The sequence below is a fragment of the Burkholderia puraquae genome, assembly GCF_002099195.1.
Classification (GTDB): domain Bacteria; phylum Pseudomonadota; class Gammaproteobacteria; order Burkholderiales; family Burkholderiaceae; genus Burkholderia; species Burkholderia puraquae.
In genome coordinates this window covers 353,930-370,993 of the sequence record NZ_NBYX01000005.1, presented here as the reverse complement: position 1 = coordinate 370,993, position 17,064 = coordinate 353,930, and the positions used below count along the sequence as shown (strand labels likewise).

Annotated in this window: 16 protein-coding genes and 1 pseudogene; 4 read left to right on the top strand and 13 right to left on the bottom strand. The window is 66.6% G+C overall.

Features of this window, described 5'->3' with window-relative positions; translation table 11 throughout:
* Positions 1 to 80: 80 nt before the first annotated feature.
* The 5 genes from B7G54_RS13125 to mltG all read right to left on the bottom strand — a co-directional run bounded on the left by B7G54_RS13125 (position 81) and on the right by mltG (position 4,443).
* Positions 81 to 791 (bottom strand): ankyrin repeat domain-containing protein, encoded by a 711-nt coding sequence (locus B7G54_RS13125; RefSeq protein WP_085039465.1) that lies wholly within the window; start codon positions 789 to 791, stop codon positions 81 to 83.
* Positions 792 to 834: 43 nt separating this feature from the next.
* A complete protein-coding gene (locus tag B7G54_RS13120) occupies positions 835 to 1,614 on the bottom strand; it encodes a TatD family hydrolase (protein WP_085039464.1) in 780 nt (259 codons plus the stop codon).
* A gap of 141 nt (positions 1,615 to 1,755) precedes the next feature.
* The gene (locus B7G54_RS13115) at positions 1,756 to 2,784 is read right to left on the bottom strand and encodes a DNA polymerase III subunit delta' (protein ID WP_085039463.1); all 1,029 of its coding nucleotides are present in this window, start codon (positions 2,782 to 2,784) and stop codon (positions 1,756 to 1,758) included.
* 19 nt (positions 2,785 to 2,803) lie between these two features.
* The gene (tmk, locus tag B7G54_RS13110) at positions 2,804 to 3,424 is read right to left on the bottom strand and encodes a dTMP kinase (protein ID WP_047900899.1); all 621 of its coding nucleotides are present in this window, start codon (positions 3,422 to 3,424) and stop codon (positions 2,804 to 2,806) included.
* Positions 3,424 to 4,443 carry an endolytic transglycosylase MltG gene (mltG, locus tag B7G54_RS13105; protein WP_085039462.1) on the bottom strand — a complete coding sequence of 340 codons (1,020 nt, stop codon included), beginning with the start codon at positions 4,441 to 4,443 and terminating at the stop codon, positions 3,424 to 3,426. The genes tmk and mltG overlap by 1 nt, the downstream gene beginning before the upstream one ends.
* 77 nt (positions 4,444 to 4,520) lie before the next feature.
* Here mltG and ygfZ point away from each other — a divergent pair, with 77 nt between their 5' ends.
* Together ygfZ and B7G54_RS13095 are read left to right on the top strand one after the other, a co-directional pair.
* Positions 4,521 to 5,555, top strand: coding sequence for a CAF17-like 4Fe-4S cluster assembly/insertion protein YgfZ (gene ygfZ, locus B7G54_RS13100; protein WP_085039461.1), 1,035 nt, complete (start codon positions 4,521 to 4,523; stop codon positions 5,553 to 5,555).
* A 76-nt stretch (positions 5,556 to 5,631) separates the two neighbouring features.
* Complete coding sequence (locus B7G54_RS13095) at positions 5,632 to 6,477, top strand: NRDE family protein (RefSeq protein WP_085039460.1); 846 nt, start codon at positions 5,632 to 5,634, stop codon at positions 6,475 to 6,477.
* A 20-nt stretch (positions 6,478 to 6,497) separates the two neighbouring features.
* Here the strand turns inward: B7G54_RS13095 and B7G54_RS13090 are convergent, their stop codons facing one another.
* The 4 genes from B7G54_RS13090 to B7G54_RS13075 all read right to left on the bottom strand — a co-directional run bounded on the left by B7G54_RS13090 (position 6,498) and on the right by B7G54_RS13075 (position 8,922).
* On the bottom strand, positions 6,498 to 6,938 hold the full coding sequence (locus tag B7G54_RS13090) for a GNAT family N-acetyltransferase (RefSeq protein ID WP_069248160.1): 441 nt from the start codon (positions 6,936 to 6,938) through the stop codon (positions 6,498 to 6,500).
* A gap of 41 nt (positions 6,939 to 6,979) precedes the next feature.
* On the bottom strand, positions 6,980 to 7,939 hold the full coding sequence (locus B7G54_RS13085; protein ID WP_085039459.1) for an alpha/beta hydrolase: 960 nt from the start codon (positions 7,937 to 7,939) through the stop codon (positions 6,980 to 6,982).
* A 192-nt stretch (positions 7,940 to 8,131) separates the two neighbouring features.
* Positions 8,132 to 8,611 carry a PaaI family thioesterase gene (locus tag B7G54_RS13080; RefSeq protein WP_085039458.1) on the bottom strand — a complete coding sequence of 160 codons (480 nt, stop codon included), beginning with the start codon at positions 8,609 to 8,611 and terminating at the stop codon, positions 8,132 to 8,134.
* A complete protein-coding gene (locus tag B7G54_RS13075) occupies positions 8,608 to 8,922 on the bottom strand; it encodes a Dabb family protein (RefSeq protein WP_085039457.1) in 315 nt (104 codons plus the stop codon). The genes B7G54_RS13080 and B7G54_RS13075 overlap by 4 nt, the downstream gene beginning before the upstream one ends.
* On the opposite strand from B7G54_RS13075, the pseudogene B7G54_RS40110 reads away from it, so the two are divergent.
* Positions 8,903 to 9,235, top strand: a pseudogene (locus B7G54_RS40110) (Arm DNA-binding domain-containing protein); the annotation flags it as partial. The gene B7G54_RS13075 and the pseudogene B7G54_RS40110 overlap by 20 nt on opposite strands.
* A 129-nt stretch (positions 9,236 to 9,364) precedes the next feature.
* On the opposite strand, the gene B7G54_RS13065 reads toward B7G54_RS40110, so the two are convergent.
* The 4 genes from B7G54_RS13065 to B7G54_RS13050 form a co-directional block, all read right to left on the bottom strand.
* Positions 9,365 to 9,826 (bottom strand): chromate resistance protein ChrB domain-containing protein, encoded by a 462-nt coding sequence (locus B7G54_RS13065; RefSeq protein WP_085039456.1) that lies wholly within the window; start codon positions 9,824 to 9,826, stop codon positions 9,365 to 9,367.
* Positions 9,827 to 9,840: 14 nt separating this feature from the next.
* Positions 9,841 to 11,013 carry a chromate transporter gene (locus tag B7G54_RS13060; protein ID WP_085039455.1) on the bottom strand — a complete coding sequence of 391 codons (1,173 nt, stop codon included), beginning with the start codon at positions 11,011 to 11,013 and terminating at the stop codon, positions 9,841 to 9,843.
* Positions 11,010 to 12,020 (bottom strand): chromate resistance protein ChrB domain-containing protein, encoded by a 1,011-nt coding sequence (locus B7G54_RS13055; protein WP_425266480.1) that lies wholly within the window; start codon positions 12,018 to 12,020, stop codon positions 11,010 to 11,012. The genes B7G54_RS13060 and B7G54_RS13055 overlap by 4 nt, the downstream gene beginning before the upstream one ends.
* A 368-nt stretch (positions 12,021 to 12,388) precedes the next feature.
* Positions 12,389 to 13,867, bottom strand: coding sequence for a sensor domain-containing diguanylate cyclase (locus B7G54_RS13050; protein WP_085039454.1), 1,479 nt, complete (start codon positions 13,865 to 13,867; stop codon positions 12,389 to 12,391).
* A gap of 934 nt (positions 13,868 to 14,801) precedes the next feature.
* On the opposite strand from B7G54_RS13050, the gene B7G54_RS13045 reads away from it, so the two are divergent.
* Entirely contained in the window at positions 14,802 to 16,943 is a 2,142-nt protein-coding gene (locus B7G54_RS13045; RefSeq protein WP_085039453.1) for a glucosidase family protein, read from the top strand.
* Positions 16,944 to 17,064: the final 121 nt, after the last annotated feature.

Genomic DNA, 17,064 nt, shown 5'->3' with positions numbered 1-17,064 from the left:
CCTTGGCCGGCGCGGCGCCGGGACGCCCTGCTCCGGCCGGAATCCGGCCGGGCGGGCACCGTCTGCCGCACCGAAAACCGTCATTTTGCACTCTTTTGTGCATCTGCCGGCGTCGACGCACCGATGCGCGTCGTCCGCTTGCTCAGGATCTCGATCGCGTCCGGCGCGTTGTAATGCTTCGCGAATTCGAGCGCGGTGATGCCGAGCTGGTTCTTCACCTGCGGATCGGCGCCCTGGTCGAGCAGCAGCGTGACCGTCGACGCATGGTTACCGCGTGCGGCCATCATCAGCGGCGTCGTGCCGTTCGGCGAGGCCGTATCGATATACGCGTCGTGGTCGAGCAGCAGCTTCACGACCGCGTCCTGACCGTTGGTCGCCGCATAGTGCAGCGGCGCCCAGCCCTTCTTGCTGACTTCCGCGCCCTTGTCGATCAGCAGCTTGGCGAGACCGACATCGCCGTTCAGCGACGCGAGCATCAGCGCGTTTTCGCCGGCCTTGTCTTCCTTCTCGAGGTCGACGTTCGGCGTCGTGGCGAGTGCCGCCGCGACCTTGTCGGACTTCTCGCGTGCGGCGATCACGATCAGCGGGTCGCCGTTCGGCGCGACCGTGTTCGGGTCGAGCTTGCCGCTCTTGAGCTGCTTGCCGATGTCGGCGATGTCGTCGAACTTGACGGCCTTGACGATCGCGTCGAGCGATTCGGCCTGCGCGCCGGCTGCCGCGAACAGGCCGCTCGCGACGAGTGCGGCGGCAACGAGTGCGCGTTTCGGCAGATGGTTGGTCGGCTTCGTCATTGTTGTGGGCTCCTTCCCTGGGTTGTCGGCTGTGCGCGCGTCGTTAGCGGGCGATCTTGAACAGCCGGAAAAAGTTCTGCGTCGTCGCATCGGCGAGCGCCTCGACGGCAATCCCGCGCTCGGATGCGATAAAGCGTCCGACATGGCTGACGTACGCAGGTTCATTCGGCTTGCCGCGATACGGCACCGGCGCGAGGTACGGCGAGTCGGTTTCGATCAGCAGCCGGTCGAGCGGCACGCGCCGCGCGACGTCCTGCACGTCGGTCGCGTTCTTGAACGTGACGATGCCCGACAGCGAGATATGGAAGTTCTGCGCGAGCGCCTGCTCGGCCACCGGCCACGGCTCGGTGAAACAGTGCATCACGCCGCCCGGCACGTCCGCGCGCTCCTCGGCCATGATCCGCAGCGTGTCCTCCGATGACGAGCGCGTGTGGATGATCAGCGGCTTCTTCGTCGCGGTCGCCGCGCGGATATGCGTGCGAAAGCGTTCGCGCTGCCATTCCATGTCGGCGATCGAGCGGCCTTCGAGACGGTAGTAGTCGAGGCCCGTTTCACCGATCGCGACGACCTTCGGGTGAGCGGCCAGCTCGACGAGCTCCGCGAGCGTCGGCTCGCGCGCGTCCTCGTGATCCGGATGCACGCCGACCGACGCATAGACGTTGTCGTGCGCGTCCGCGATCGCGATCACGTCGGGCAGCGTCTCGAAATCGACGGACACGCACAGCGCGTGCGTGACGTCGTGCTCGCGCATGTTCTCGAGAACGGCCGGCAGGCGGTCGGCCAGGCCCTTGAAATTGATATGGCAGTGAGAGTCGACGAACATCGTGTTTCCTGAATACGTAAGGCGGGCGCTCATGCGCGCGCCGGCATGCGGCAACGGGCGGCGTTCGCGCGCCGGCCGGCCACGGTCGCGTCGCGGTGTGAGCCGGTCATCGTTTCGCAACCCACGGGAAACAATGCCGGATCACGCGAACATTTCCCGGTATCCGAGAAACAATTCCTCGAATACGAGCCGCGCGTTGAGCGGATGGTTCTCGACCGTCCGCTGTCGCGTCACGGCCTTCATGAAGCGCGCGAACGCGTTCGCATCGACCGCTTCCGCGCAGCGCGCGAGCGCCGCCGCGTGCATCGGGAAGTAGCGCGGCGCGCCTGCCATCCGCTGCGCGAGCAGGTCATACAACCAGCGCTGCAGCCAGCCGAGCACCAGCGGCACCGGCAGCTTCTGCAGCGTCTCGCCGCACGCGAACGGGTCGCATGCCGCACCGGCCGCGAGCTGCCCGAGCGTGTAGTCCCGCAGCGGGCGGTTCTCGTCGCTCGCGAGCGCCAGCGCGGCAAGCGGCGCGCCGCCGGCCTCGGCGAGCAGCGCAGGCGCATGATCGACGCCCTGCGCGGCAAGCCAGGCGGCGGCTGCGTCGGGCGCCGGCACGGTCATCGGCCACTGCCGGCAGCGGCTGATGATCGTCGGCAGCAGGCGGTCGATGCGCGCCGACACGAGCAGGAACACGACGCCGGACGGCGGCTCCTCCAGCGTTTTCAGCAACGCGTTCGACGCGGCGACGTTGAGCGCCTCGGCCGGATACAGCACGACGACGCGCGCGCCGCCGCGGTGCGAACCGACCCCGCAGAAGTCGAGCAGCGCACGCACCTGCTCGATCTTGATCTCCTTGCTCGGCGCACGCGTCTTCTTGCCGCCTTCGTCCGCGTCGGCCGCCTTGGCGTCGTCCGCGGCGCCCGGCGCCTCGCCCGCCAGCGCCTCGGGCAGCACGATCCGGTAGTCCGGATGGTTGCCCTGCGAGAACCAGGTGCAGGCCGCGCAGGTGCCGCACGGCTCGCCGTTCGGCTGCGGCGCTTCGCACAGGAAGCCCTGCGCGAGATGCTGGGCGAACTGCAGCTTGCCGATCCCGGCCTGGCCATGCAGCAGCAGCGCGTGCGGCCATTGCGGACGCAGTTGCTGCAGGCGGTTCCAGTCGTCGGTCTGCCACGGATAGATCATGTGGTGCGTTCCTTGCGAATTACAGCGCGGCGAGCACGCGTTCGAGCTGCTGGCGGATCTCGGGAATCGACTGCGTCGCGTCGACGATCGCGAAACGGTGCGGCGCCTCTTCCGCACGCCGCAGGTATTCGCCGCGCGTGCGCGCGAAGAACGCGTCGGACTCGCTTTCGAACTTGTCGGGCATGCGCGCGGCGCCGCGGCGCTCGCTCGCGACCTGCGGCGCGACGTCGAACAGCACCGTCAGGTCGGGCTGGAAACCACCCTGCACCCAGCGCTCGAGCGTCTCGAGCTTGTCGCGCGGAAGCCCGCGGCCGCCGCCCTGGTACGCGAACGTCGCGTCGGTGAAGCGATCGGACACGACCCAGTCGCCGCGCGCGAGCGCCGGCTCGATCACGAGCGCGAGATGCTCGCGGCGCGCGGCGAACATCAACAGCGCTTCCGTCTCGAGATCCATCGGCTGGTTCAGCAGGATCTCGCGCAGTTTCTCGCCGAGCTGCGTGCCGCCCGGCTCGCGGGTGACGACGACCTGCCGGCCGGCCGCGGCCAGCTTGCCCTGGAGGCGTTCGCAGAACCATTGCAGGTGGGTGGTCTTCCCCGCCCCGTCGATGCCTTCGAACGTGATGAATTTACCGCTCGCCATTATTGACCTCGTATGTACTTGTCCACGGCCTTGTTGTGGTCGCCGAGCGTGTCCGAGAACACGCTCGTGCCATCGCCTTTCGCGACGAAATAGAGCGCGCTGGTCGGTGCCGGGTTGATCGCCGCCTGCAGCGCGGCAATGCCCGGCAGCGCAATCGGCGTCGGCGGCAGCCCGCGTCGGGTGTAGGTATTGTAAGGAGTGTCGGCCTGCAGGTCGCGCTTGCGCAGGCGGCCGTCGTACGCATCGCCAAGCCCGTAGATCACCGACGGATCGGTCTGCAGCGGCATGCCGATGCGCAGCCGGTTCGCGAACACGGCCGCGACGAACGCGCGATCGGCCGCATGGCCCGTTTCCTTCTCGACGATCGACGCGATCGTCAGTGCTTCGTAAGGTGTCTTGTACGGCAGGCCCGGCACGCGCGCGGCCCAGGCCTCGTCGAGACGCGTCTGCATCAGATGGTACGCGCGCCGGTAGATGTTCAGGTCGCTCGTGCCCTTGTCGAACAGATAGGTATCGGGGAAGAACAGCCCCTCGCCGCTGCCGCGCTGCACTGCGTTGTCCGGCGCGCCGATCGCGCGCAGCAGCTCGGCATCGCTCATGCCGGCCGTCGAGTGCGCCAGATCGGGGTTCGCATCGAGTTCCGCGCGCATCCGCTTGAAGGTCCAGCCTTCGATGACCGTCGCGACGTACTCGTTCACGTCGCCGCGCGCGATCTTCTGCAGCACCTCGTAAGCCGTGATGCCGGTCTTGAATTCGTAGTTGCCGGACTTGAGCCGGCTCGACAGCCCGAGCACGCGCGTCATCGCGACGAAGCCGAGCGGCTCGACCGGCACGCCGCCGCGCTTGAGCTGCAGCGCGACGCTCTTCACGGTGCTGCGCGGCTTGATCGTGACGTCGAGCGATGCGGAACCCAGCAGCAGTGGCCGGGTTGCCCAGTAATACCCGCCGCCCGCGCCGGCAGCGGCCACAACGACAGCCAGCGCCACGATCGTCGCGGCGCATTTCTTCAGTAGGGACATGGAAACGTGACTCAGGTAAGACCCATATAATACTTGCTCGCCTCCGTCAAAGTCAGGGTTGACTGTTCCCTCATTCCATGAGCACACCGTTCGCTTCACCGGCAGTCCAGGCCGCACCCGCCTCGCTCCCCGTTTTCCCCCGCCCGTCCGCCGCCGATTTCGACGCGCCGGGCGCCTGCATGCCGCTGCCGCAGTTCGGCGTGATCGATGTGGCCGGCGATGACGCCGCGACGTTCCTGCACAGCCAGCTCACCAACGACGTCGAACATCTCGACGCCGCGAGCGCGCGGCTGTCCGGCTACTGCTCGCCGAAGGGGCGCCTCCTCGGGTCGTTCCTCATGTGGCGCGCCGGCCACGGCGTGCGCCTGCTGGTGTCGAAGGACGTGCAGCCTGCCGTGCAGAAGCGGCTGTCGATGTTCGTGCTGCGCGCGAAAGCGAAGCTGACGGATGCGAGCGACGCGCTCGCGGTGGTCGGTTTCGCAGGCGACGTACGCGACGCGCTGTCGGGCATCTTCGACGCGCTGCCGGACGGCGTGCACGTGAAGGTCGACGGCCCCGCCGGCACGCTGATCCGCGTGCCCGATGCGGCCGGCCGCAAGCGCTATCTGTGGATCGGCCCGCGCGCGGAAGTCGATGCGCGCGTCGCCGCGCTCGGCGGGTCGCTGCCCGTCGTGTCGCCGGCCGTATGGGACTGGCTCGACATCCGCGCGGGCGAACCGCGCATCACGCAGCCGGCCGTCGAACAGTTCGTGCCGCAGATGGTCAACTTCGACGTGATCGGCGCCGTTAACTTTCGCAAGGGGTGCTACCCGGGCCAGGAAATCGTCGCGCGCAGCCAGTACCGCGGCACGATCAAGCGCCGCACCGCGCTCGCGCATGTCGCCGGCGAGACCGATAGCGTGCATGCCGGCGTCGAGCTGTTCCACAGCGACGATCCCGGCCAGCCGTGCGGGATGATCGTCAACGCGGCGGCCGCGCCCGCCGGCGGCGTCGACGCGCTCGTCGAAATCAAGCTCGCCGCGCTCGACAACGGCACCGTGCACCTCGGTTCGGCCGACGGCCCGGTGCTCGCGTTCGATACGCTGCCGTACGCCTGGCCGACGGAAGCGTGACGCACTGACAACCCGTTCGCGCGCCGGCTCGCAAGTCGCAGCCGGCGCCCGAAGTTTCCTGCGAGAGATTCCCCCGATGTGTCTGATTGCCTTCGACTGGCAGCCCGATGCTGCCGCCGGTCCCGTCTTTACCCTCACCGCCAATCGCGACGAGTTCTTTCGCCGGACGAGCGCGCCGCTCTCGTGGTGGGAAGATGTTCCGGGCGTGCTTGCCGGCCGCGATCTCGAAGCAGGCGGCACGTGGCTCGGCGTGTCGCGCGACGGCCGGTTCGCCGCGCTGACGAACTACCGCGCGCCGTTCGATATCCGTGCAGGCGCGCCGACCCGCGGCAAGCTCGTGTCCGATTTCCTCGGCGGCCCGTCCGTTGCGCCGCTCGACTATCTCGGGCAGCTGGCCGAGCATGCGGCCGTCTACAACGGCTTCAACCTGCTCGTCGGCGACTGGCGGCGGCGTGAACTCGCGTGGTTCTGCAATCGCGCGCCCGAAGGCGAAAGCGGTGTCGCCGCGCCCGTCGCGATCGTGCCTGGCGTGCATGCGCTGTCGAATGCGCGGCTCGATACGCCCTGGCCGAAAGTGGTACGCAAGCGCGCGGAGCTCGGCACGCTGCTCACCGACAATCCGACCCCGTCGCTCGACGAACTGATCGCGCTGATGCGCGACCCGCATGTCGCGGACGACGACGCACTGCCGCACACGGGCATTCCGATCGAGCGCGAGCGTGCGCTGTCGGCCGCATTCATCGAGACCCCCGAATACGGCACGCGCGGCACGACCGCGCTGCGCGTCACGATGAAAGAAGGCGTGCGGCTGACGGTCGAGATCAAGGAACGCTGCGACGACGACGGCTCGCACCGCACCGTCCGCCCGGGCACGTTCGAGCGCGCGGTTACGTTCGACCTCGACGCGACGCCGCCGCGCTGAGCGCGCGAGCGGGCGCCGTGCTACGGCGCGCGCGCCATCTCGACATGCGGCACGCCGGCTTCGACGAACGGCTCACCGACCGCCGCGAAGCCGTGCCGCAGGTAGAACGACACGGCCGAATCCTGCGCGTAGAGCCGCACGACGATTTCGCCGCGGCGCCGCGCCGCCTCCAGCAGCGCGTTGAGCACAGCTGACCCGACGCCCTGCCCGCGCGCGTCGGCCAGCACCGCGACGCGGCCGATCGTGCCGGACGGCAGCAGCCGCCCCGTCGCGACCGCGCGGCGTGCGCCGGTCGCCGCGTCGACCCGGTACGCGACCGCATGGAGCGACAGCGGATCGTCGTCGTCGAGCTCCCATTCCGGCGGAATCTGCTGCTCGCGCACGAACACCGCGTCGCGGATCCGTGCGGCGTCGCCGCCCAGTACCGTCCAGTCGCCCGTTTCCACCACGCCGTTCGTCATCGCAGCTCCCATGCGGCGCGTCCGCCGCTACACAACCGCCGTCAAACGTCGTCGAATGCGGCCTTCAACGCCGCGACCGCATCGGCATGCGCGGCCCGCACCTCGGGCACGTAGCCGCCCATCTTGAAGAATTCGTGGATCATCCCCGGATAGCAGACCAGCGTGACCGCGTTGCCGGCCGCACGCAACTTTTCCGCATACGCGGCGCCCTCGTCGCTCAGCGGATCGTATTCGGCCGTCGCGATCCACGCCGGCGCGACGCCCGCGAACGACGGCGCATCGCGCGTGCCGTCGAGCGGCGCGAACCGCCAGTCGTCGCGGTCTGCCCGATCGCGCACGTATTGCGTGAAGAACCACTGGATCGTGTCCTGCGTCAGCAAGTAGCCGTTCGCGAGCCGCGCGTGCGATTCGGTGTCCTGGTAGCCCGTCACGCCCGGATAGATCAGCATCTGCAGCACCAGGCGAATGCCTGCATCGCGTGCGAGCACCGCGCAGACGGTCGCGAGCGTGCCGCCCGCACTGTCGCCGCCGACGGCCAGCCGCTCGGCATCGATGCCGAACGTGGCGGCCTCGCGATGCAGCCATTGCAATGCGTCGTCGGCATCATTCACCGCGGTTGGGAACCGGTGTTCCGGCGCGAGCCGGTAGCCGACCGACAGCACCGCGCACTGCGCATCGTGCGCGAACATCCGGCACAGCGCGTCGTGCGTATCGACGCTGCCGACCGTGAAACCGCCGCCGTGGTAGTAGACGAGCGCGGGCAGCGGCTCCGCGAGGCTCGGCGCGACCGGCAGGTACAGCCGCGCACCGATCGTGCGGCCGTCGCGCGTCGGCACGACGCATTCCTCGACCGAATGCATCGGTGCCGGTGCGACATCGAGGATCGGCGCGCTCTTCTCGTACGCGGCGCGCGCCTGCTGCGGCGTCTGGCGGTGATAGGACGGGCGTTTTGCACGCTCGATCATGTCGAGCACCTGGGCGATCTTCGGATTCAGCGGCATCGGTTAGGACGGCGCCGGTGCGGCGCCGTGAACGGACAAGCGTCACATGATGCCACGCCCGCGTCGCGCGGGCGTGGTGCGCTCCACGCGTCGAAATTGCGGCCCCGCTTCAGCCTGCCGTGCAACGCGGCCGACGTCGCGCAAAACAAAACGGCCCTGCCAGTGAAGAGGCAGGGCCGTGCGCTCGGGCGCTTACGCGTCGCTCGGGCCGGGCTGGGCATCCGGCGCCGTGCGCGAGCGTTGCCGCTTGATGTCGCGGCCCACCGCGAGCCGCCGCATGTACTTGAACGTGCCGAGCGCCTTCGCGACGAAATTGCCGTCGCTGTCGCGCACTTCGCCTTCGCAGTAGGCCATCGTCGTCGAGCGATGCATTACGCGCCCGTAAGCGCGCAACTCGCCGCGCCCCGGCTGCATGAAGTTCACCTTCATCTCGACCGTCACGACGCCGACGCCGTCGTCGGTCAGGCTGCGTGCGGCCATCGCGAGCGCGGTGTCCGCGAGCGTCATCGTCACGCCGCCGTGCGCGATGCTCCACGTGTTCATGTGCCGCTCCTCGAGCGGCAGCACGAGCTCGCTCGCACCGTCCTTCGCCGACACGAGCTGCACGCCGAGCAGGTCGACGAACGGGCTCTCGATCGACGGGCTGTCCGTCGGGGTTGCCGCGTCGCTCATTGCGCGCTGTCGACGATGTAGTCGACGCACTCGCGCGATTCAGCCACCGCGACGACGAATTTCTTCACTTCCTGGTGAACCGGGTGCACCTGGTAGGCATCGAGCGCGGCCTTGTCCGCGAAATCGGACACGAGCACGATGTCGGCGGTCGCGTCGAGGCCGGGCGTCGCCAAGCCGACGTCGATCTGCAGGGTGCCCGGCACGAGGTCGCGGCAGCCTTCGAGCTTTTCCTTCAGCTTCATCGCATTCTGGGCGCGCGTCGCGCCTTCGGCCGATTCTTTCAACTTCCACATGACAATATGTCGGATCACTTCGGTTGCTCCTGTTCGTTCTGGTTCGGCGACTTGCCTGTCACCCTTGCCAATCGGGCATCTTACGCCCTTCCACCATTCGCTCGCGTTCGGCGGAAATCGCGTCCGGCCAAGAAAGAAGCGGGTAGCAAAGGGGGTATCGATTCGACCATCCGAAGACGATACCCCCTTTTTCACCGTGCCACTTGACGTCGCCAAGATCCGACGGGCGAAGGCAGGCGACAAGCCTACCAAACTTGCCGACGGCAATGGACTGTATCTTGGGGTGAGTCCGTCCAGCTCCGGGCTCTGGCGGTACCGGTACCGATACGGCATTGCCGGCAAGGCAATCCATGCCGCAGTACCTGCCCTGTGCGACAAGGCCGTCTGGTTGCCCCGGTGCCAAAAGCCGCTCTCCTGCCGCTCCGATCGATCATCGACGCTGCGCGTGCAACACCCCCCGTCAACTCGACATCCTTGGCGGCCAGTTGTGGCTTTCAGTCTGGCAATGCCGACACCACGCGTAAAGCGCGTCGTACATCACCAGACCGTGCTCCAGCATCTCGTGATCGTCGGGAAACAGGTGCGACAGGCCGAGCGAAATCGCGTAGAGCCCGCTGGACTGCGGCGTCAAGTCGAGCCGCGACGTATCCGCGCCGCGCACGATGCTCGCCATCTGCTGCAAGGCGCCGTCGTCACCGAGACCGTATTTGTCGAGAAACGCATCGAAGCTGCATTTCTCGCCGGCATGCGTCAGCTCCACACCCGGAATGTCGTATGGGATCGCGCCGGTCTCGCCGGCGATCCGCAGCACGTCAGCCGGCGACACGTAGAGGAAATCGGGTGCCTCGTCGATGAAACGGGCGATGAGCCAGGGGCAAGCGACCCGGTCGATCTTCGGACGTTCTCGCGTAATCCACTTCATGACAGTCTCCACGGTCAGTGATGCAACAGCGGATACACCACCAGGCCAATTACCGCGGCCCCGGCCACGAGCAGCGGCTCTGACAACTTCCTGAACCTGACCAGCAACACGATGGTCGCGATCGCGATGAGTGCCGTCGGTACATCGACGATCGAACGCTTGGCCAGCACGATCACCGAACCGGTAATGGCACCCACGGCTGCCGCCGTGACACCGTCGACAAACGCGAGAATCGCGGGCAGCTTGCCGTACTTCTTGAAGTACGGCGCCGGCAGCACCGTGAACAGATAGCACGGCAGGAACGTGCCGGCCGCCGCCACGCAAGCGCCGGGCAGGCCCGCCACCAGATAACCGATGAAACCCACCGTGATCACGACCGGCCCCGGTGTGATCATCGCGACCGCCACCGCATCGACGAACTGCTTCTCGTTGAGCCATTGATGCTCGGTGACCACTCCGCCATAGAGAAACGGCACGATTGCAAGCCCCGAGCCGAACACAAAGGCACCGGCCTTGGCGAAGAAGACGGCAAGTTGAGAAAGCTGCGGCCAATCGATCGTGCCAAGCAATGCGCTACCGGCAGAGACCGGCACGGCGGCAATCGCATTGACACGCCCCTGGCTCATCCACTTCGGCGGCGAGCGCCTGAACCAGACGAGCAAACCTGCGGCAAGAAACAGCCATGCCATTTCCGATTCCGTGATGACCGTCACGGCAACCAGAACCAGGTAGATGGCCCAAAGCAGCTTGTCTCTGCCGATGCTCTTTGCAGTCAGCTTGCGCGCGCTGATCGCGATAATGCCGATCACGGCCGCGCCTACGCCGTAGAAGACCGACTGCATCCACGTCAGGCCGCCGAAGCGCACATAGGCCGCGCCAAGCAGCACGACCATCAGGAACGACGGCAACACGAAAGCGATCCCGACCAGCGTCGCGCCGACGATCCGGTAGTGCACGTAGCCGAGATAGATCGCCAATTGCGCGGCCAGCGGACCGGGGGCGAGCTGCGCGAGCGCGAGACCTTCCTTGTAGTCCGCGTCGGCGATCCATTTCCGTTTTTCCACCAGGTCGCGGTGCATGTAGCCGGCCAGCGCAACCGGTCCGCCGAAACCCGTGGTGCCGAGCCGGGCGAAGTAGCCGATCAGTTGCCAAAGCGTATAGGCGGGACGGTCGCGATGGGCGTTCATGTTGCTGCCGAGTAGCGCGGTTGCGGCTTTCGATTGCCGCGAAAATGGACGTACAGCGAGTCGAGTACGGTGCCGATCTCCGCCAGCAACGCGTCGTCGTCGGCAAGACGCTTGCGGGCGCCCGCCAGAATGGCCTCGAATCCGCCGGCTTCCGGCACGCTCGAACCGCCCACGTCCAGCGCATGCACCATGGCGCCCAACCGGACGAGCCCTTCGTTGTCGTCCAGTCCGAAGCTGGCAAGCAGCACCTCGAACGAAACGCGAACGCCCACGTGGGTGAACGGGGCGCCGTCGAAATCGAAGCCAAGGGCGTCGGCGGGACATTCAGCGAGGTTGTCCAGCCACACGAAGCGCGCATGAGGATCGATGAAGCGCTGAATCAGCCACGCACTGGCGACACGGTCGACCCAGAGGTGCCGGCGCGTCGCCCACACCCTTCCTCGATACTGCGCCGGGTCGCGGCGCGGAACGCCACGCTGAGCGGCATGCGGCTCGCCGGGCGATCGCAACGCCTCGACAGCGGCAGAGAAATCCCGCCATTGCGCGCTTGCGCGCAGCGACGTTTCGCCGGGAAAGAAATCGACTCTTCGGATGGCCTCATACGTGCGGGCGTGGCGGCGTTGCAGGCGGGTCAGATCGGCGGCGGCGAGAGCGGGCAGCGTCTTCCGGTGTTCCGAGAGTTCGGCGAGCCAGTCGGCGTAGTCGCCGGTGCGATCGAACAGGCGCTGAAACTCGCTCTCTCCGGCGGCATCCTCCGCACGCACGTGCAGCAGCCAGGCTTGCCCCTCTCCGTCGCGCGCGGCGTCAACCAGATCGTGCAACTGCGCGGCCTGTTCGGCATGTGCCGGCAACAGGTATGCGCCGTCCCGCAGCGCGCCACACCCCAGCGCCTTGACGGCACGCCAGATACGCATGCGCGCAGTCGCACCGGCCGTCGGCAAGCTGACGATCAGCAGGAGCCATGAAGAAGCGTTCGTATCCATGAAGGCAGCATAGACGGCCGTCATATACGCTGCAATGCTGTAGAGATACCTACAAAACCCTGGCAACGACCAGTCAGTCCACAACGTCAACGTCTGCCGAATCGACAGCTTTATCGAGAGGGCCGTTCAGCCCTTTCCCTCCAACAACGGGAGAACGAAGTGAAGAAAGGGGTTATCGCATGGCTCGCCGCGGCGAGCCTGGCCGGCGCACTTGGCGGGTGCGTCGCATACGTTCCCGGCCCGCCGGCCGTCATCGCGCCGCAAGGCGGTCCGGGGAATGGGTTCTGCCCGCCCGGACAGGCCAAGAAGGGCAATTGCTGATCGAAGGCTCGCTCATCGCGGGCCCTTTTCTTGTCCATTGCTTCACCTGACTCACGCAGGCCCACCGACAATCAGGCAGTGGACTGGAAGGCCGCGACCTTGTTCCGGCCGGTTGCCTTCGCGTAGTACAACGCCTCATCGGCCGCCTTGATCACGGCATCCGGCTCACCCTCCTGATCCGGCGCCCAGCTCGCCAGCCCGATACTGGCCGTCACACGCCCGTATTCGCTCCCGGTGTGCTCGAGCGCCAGCTCGTTGATCGCCGCACGTATCCGTTCGGCGATCTGGGCGGCCCCTGTCTGCGAGGTGTCGGGAAGCAGCACGACGAATTCCTCCCCGCCATAGCGAGCCGCCGTATCGACCGGTCGACGGATGTTGTCTCCGATGCAACGCGCGACCGCAGCCAGCGCGTCGTCCCCGGCCTGATGGCCGTAGGTGTCGTTGTAGGCTTTGAAACGATCGACGTCGACGAACAGCAATGAGAAAACGGAGCGGGCCCGCCGTGCGCGACGCCATTCCCGGTCCAGAACTTCCCCGAAGCTGCGGCGATTGCTAAGACCGGTCAGCCCGTCGGTGCGTGCCAGCAGGACAAGCTCGGATTCCGCTCGCATCCGGCGCCGGAGTTGCACGCCGAGCATTGCGGATAGCGCGATGAAAGCGGCGCCGAACGTCAGCACCAGCGCACCGATCGTCACGGCACGGTGTCTCCACGCGGCATAAATGTCCTGCTCGGCTTCCGCGACCATGATGATCAGCGGCAGGTTCGGCAGGTTCTTGAAGTAGTAGAGACGGCGCACGCCGTCGATGGACGCCGTTTCCGAAAACGCGCCCTCCGCTGCGCTCCGAAAGCGCCGAAATGTCGCCGCCTTGCTGATGTCGCGGCCGACGGTGCGGACATCGTACGGCTGCCGCATGACCATGATGCCGTCCTTGCCGATCAGCGAGATCGAACCATGTTGTCCCAGCGACAATCCGGCGAACAGCGTGTGGAAATACTCGAGGTTGACCGCAATCAAGGCAACGCCGGCAAACGAACCGTCGGGGTTCGACACCCGACGCGACAGCGCGATACTGAGCATGCCGCGACGCAGGCGCGACGCGAACGGATCACTGATATACAGCCCTGCGTTCGGGTTGTCGCGGTGCACCGTAAAGTACTTGCGATCGGCAAAATTGCCCTTGCGCGGCACGTCGCTGGCCGAATCCAGGATGATGTTGCCATCCGCATCGAGCACCAGCTGCGAGCCGAGAAATTGCGCCGTCATCGCATGATCGAACAACGCACCGCGCCGCACCGCGGGCGCCGCGGCCATCACGTCGGGCCGTTGCAGGCCATGGATCAGCGCCTGCAATGACAGGTCGTAGAGTTCGAAGTTGCGCTCGATGTCGCGCTCGGCCATCAAGCCAAGATTGCGAGAGGTTTCGCTGGCTCGCTCCAGTGCGTCGTGGCGACTCTGGAACAGCTGCAGCACGCACAGGCCCATCAGTGCGCAGGCAATCACAACGCCAACCGCCACGATGGAATAAGGGGCTGCCGTCCGAGGTTGCATGGGTCTCCTCGCCGCGAAATGTGCACGCCCGAGCCGGACATGGTTTCCGCATACTAAATCGAACCCGTGCATTTGCAAGCAGAGCGCGAAGCCGCCAGCAGCCTGCCGCTCCGGCCAGGTGCGGCGAAGGCATACCGGAGCAATTCCCGGCACATCCCGACGAAAAATCGAATCGGGACGCGGTGCGTCGATTCATATGCCCGCCCTGCGCCGCCGACCTGAAAGTGCAATACCGGTTTGAACAGCCCGCCGTTTTCTCCGCGTCGTTAACCGACGATGCGATCCGCACGAACAGCGGCAGGCGCCACGCCGCCGGACCTGGCGACTCCGATGGGCCGATTGCGTGGCCTCAGGTTGGATCACGGGAACGCGGATTGCTGAACGTATGCCCCGCTACTCCCCAACACCAGCCGGCACCAATGCGGCGATTCAATCCCTGACCGACATCAATCGCCGGAATGAAACGCCATTACCAGTCGTTTCATTACCGGATATCCGGATGCCATTACACGCCCCTTCAAATCGCATATTTTACCGTCTCGACGAGTAATAATTGCGACTTCATTTTCAATCAAATATTCGAAAATCACGCAAACATTATTGACTTCGAGTTTCCCGAAAATTTAGAATCCCCTACAACGGCTTACGATCAATTTTCTCCCGCAGCACGCAAATCGGCACTCGCCCGTACGAGCGCCGTCCGCATTGCCGTTCCTTCGACCAAGCGTGGGCGGCACTCTTGTCACTTCAGCTTTCTGCATTTATCGTCCATTCACCAATTTACTGCTCGATTCACCCACCGCAGAAGCATTACATCCCGACCCATACCAGGCATTCACTCGAATGCCCGCGACAAGGCAGTACTAAACGGACAGCAGATCCGCTCATTCGACCATTCCGAAAAAAATCGCCAGTCATCAGGAGGGACATCAACATGCATCGCCTTGCGAAGTCGCTGTGTCTCGGATTCATCTGCGCCGGCCTGCTCGCGGCCTGTAACGACGACGACGTCAAATCGACCAACCCGCCGTCGAACACCGCCGCGCTGTCGTTCCGGATGGATGCCGGCGGCCAGATCAACGCGTTCTACCGGCAGGACAAGGTTGCCGCGCACCTGCTGGTGCGCTCGTCGACGAAACCGCGCCTGCTCGTGGTCTTCCCCGCCGGCAACAGCGGCACCGGGCTATGGTTCGACGATACCGCGCAGCCGGTGAACTGGAGCCTCGACACGCCGCCGTCCGCACTGTCGGCACCCGACACGCACGGCCGCGCGCTGTATGGCATCGGCGCCGACGTGTCGGTGGACACCAACACGCTGACGATCCGGCAGGGCGTGCTCAGCAACGTGCGCTTCCTGCGCGACTTCAACGGCGGTGCAACGATTCCGCAGCAGATCCTCGCCGCGCCGACGGTTCAGGGCAGCGCCGTGCAATGGCAACGCGACCGGATCGACGGCGCGCCCGGCTATTCACTGCGCATCACATTGCGCGACGGCGGCAGCATCGCACCGGCAGCGGGCGGCAAGCTCGTCCTGAGCGCACCGGCGGGCGCGCACACGCTGCGGCTGCATGTCGATGCGCTGTCGGGCGAGACGCCGTTGTCGCCGATCACGCACGCCGACCTGCTCGCACCGTCCGTGAACCCCGACCCCGTGAGCCAGAACGTGCTCGAGTTCCTGAGCTTCCACGACAAGCTGCTGGCCGGCTCGTGGCAGTACGACACCTACTTCGGCCGCGATACGCTGATCTCGGTGCGCATGCTGATGCCCGTGCTCGAACCCGCGGCGGTCGAGGCCGGCCTGTCGTCGGTGCTGAGCCGGCTGTCGGCCGACGGCAAGGTCGCGCACGAGGAAGGCATCGGCGAGTTCGCACTCGTCGACAACCAGAAGAACGGGCGGCCGAACGATCCAACGCCGACCTACGACTACAAGATGATCGACAGCGACTACCTGCTCGCGCCGATCGCGGCCGCGTGGCTGATCGACGATACGCGCGGCCAGGCCCGCGCGGCCGCCTATCTCGCGCAGCGCGGCAGCGACGGGCAGACCAACGGCAGCCGCCTGGTCGTCAACCTGCTGCACGTCGCGACGACCGCGCAGCCGTTCGCGCAGCAGCCGTCGGTCGCGAACCTGATCCACCTGCGGCCCGGCGAGATCGTCGGCAACTGGCGCGACAGCACCGACGGGCTCGGCGGCGGCGTGTACCCGTACGACGTGAACGCGGTGCTCGTGCCGGCCGCGTTGCGCGCGGCGAACGCGTTCCTCGCGCGCGGCCTGCTCGATCCGTACCTGGATGCCGGACAGCGCGCGACGCTCGCCAATACGGCGAACCAGGCGGCCACGTGGGAAACGCAGGCGCCACCGCTGTTCCAGGTCAGCGTGCCGGCTGCGCAGGCAGCCGCCGACGTCTCGGCCTATGCGCCGTCCGCGGGCGTGCCGGCCGGTGCCGCACCGGGCACGCCGCTGGCGTTTTATGCACTGTCGCTCGATCAGCAGGGCAATCCGATTCCGGTGATGAATTCGGACGGCGGCTTCGCGCTGCTGTTCGGCACGCCGCCGGACGACGAGCTTCAGCGGATCGTTACCGACGTCACGCGACCGTTCCCGACCGGGCTCGTGACCGATGCCGGCATGCTGATCGCGAACCCGGCGTATGCGAACCCGGCGCTATGGCCGAAATTCACGAGCTCCGCCTATCACGGCACGGTGATCTGGTCGTGGCAGCAGGCAATGTGGGTAGCCGGGCTCGATCGCCAGCTCGCGCGCCAGGACCTGTCGGCCGCAACGCGCACGCTGCTCACGCAGGCGCGGCAGACGATCTGGCAGGTGATCTCGAACGGGCGCGACATGCGGACGTCGGAAATGTGGACGTGGTCCTACGTGAACGGCAAGTACCAGACCGATGCATTCGGCACGCGCAGCGCGGACGCGACCGAGGCAAACGCGGCGCAGCTCTGGAGTACGACGTATCTCGCGATCCGCGATCCGCAGCAGCGCGCGGGCAAGTACTGGTGGCAGGCGTCGCAGCGGATGCAGGAGGTGCAGCCGAAGAACGCGGCGGCCCTGGCGTCGCGCTAGGGCATTGCCCGTCGCGTGCCGACCGGGCATGCAAAAGCCCCGGGAGCGTTACCGCCCCGGGGCTTCGGTAGACATTGCAGCGACCGGCGCGGCTTCCGCTCAGTCGCGTTGCCGAATGCCC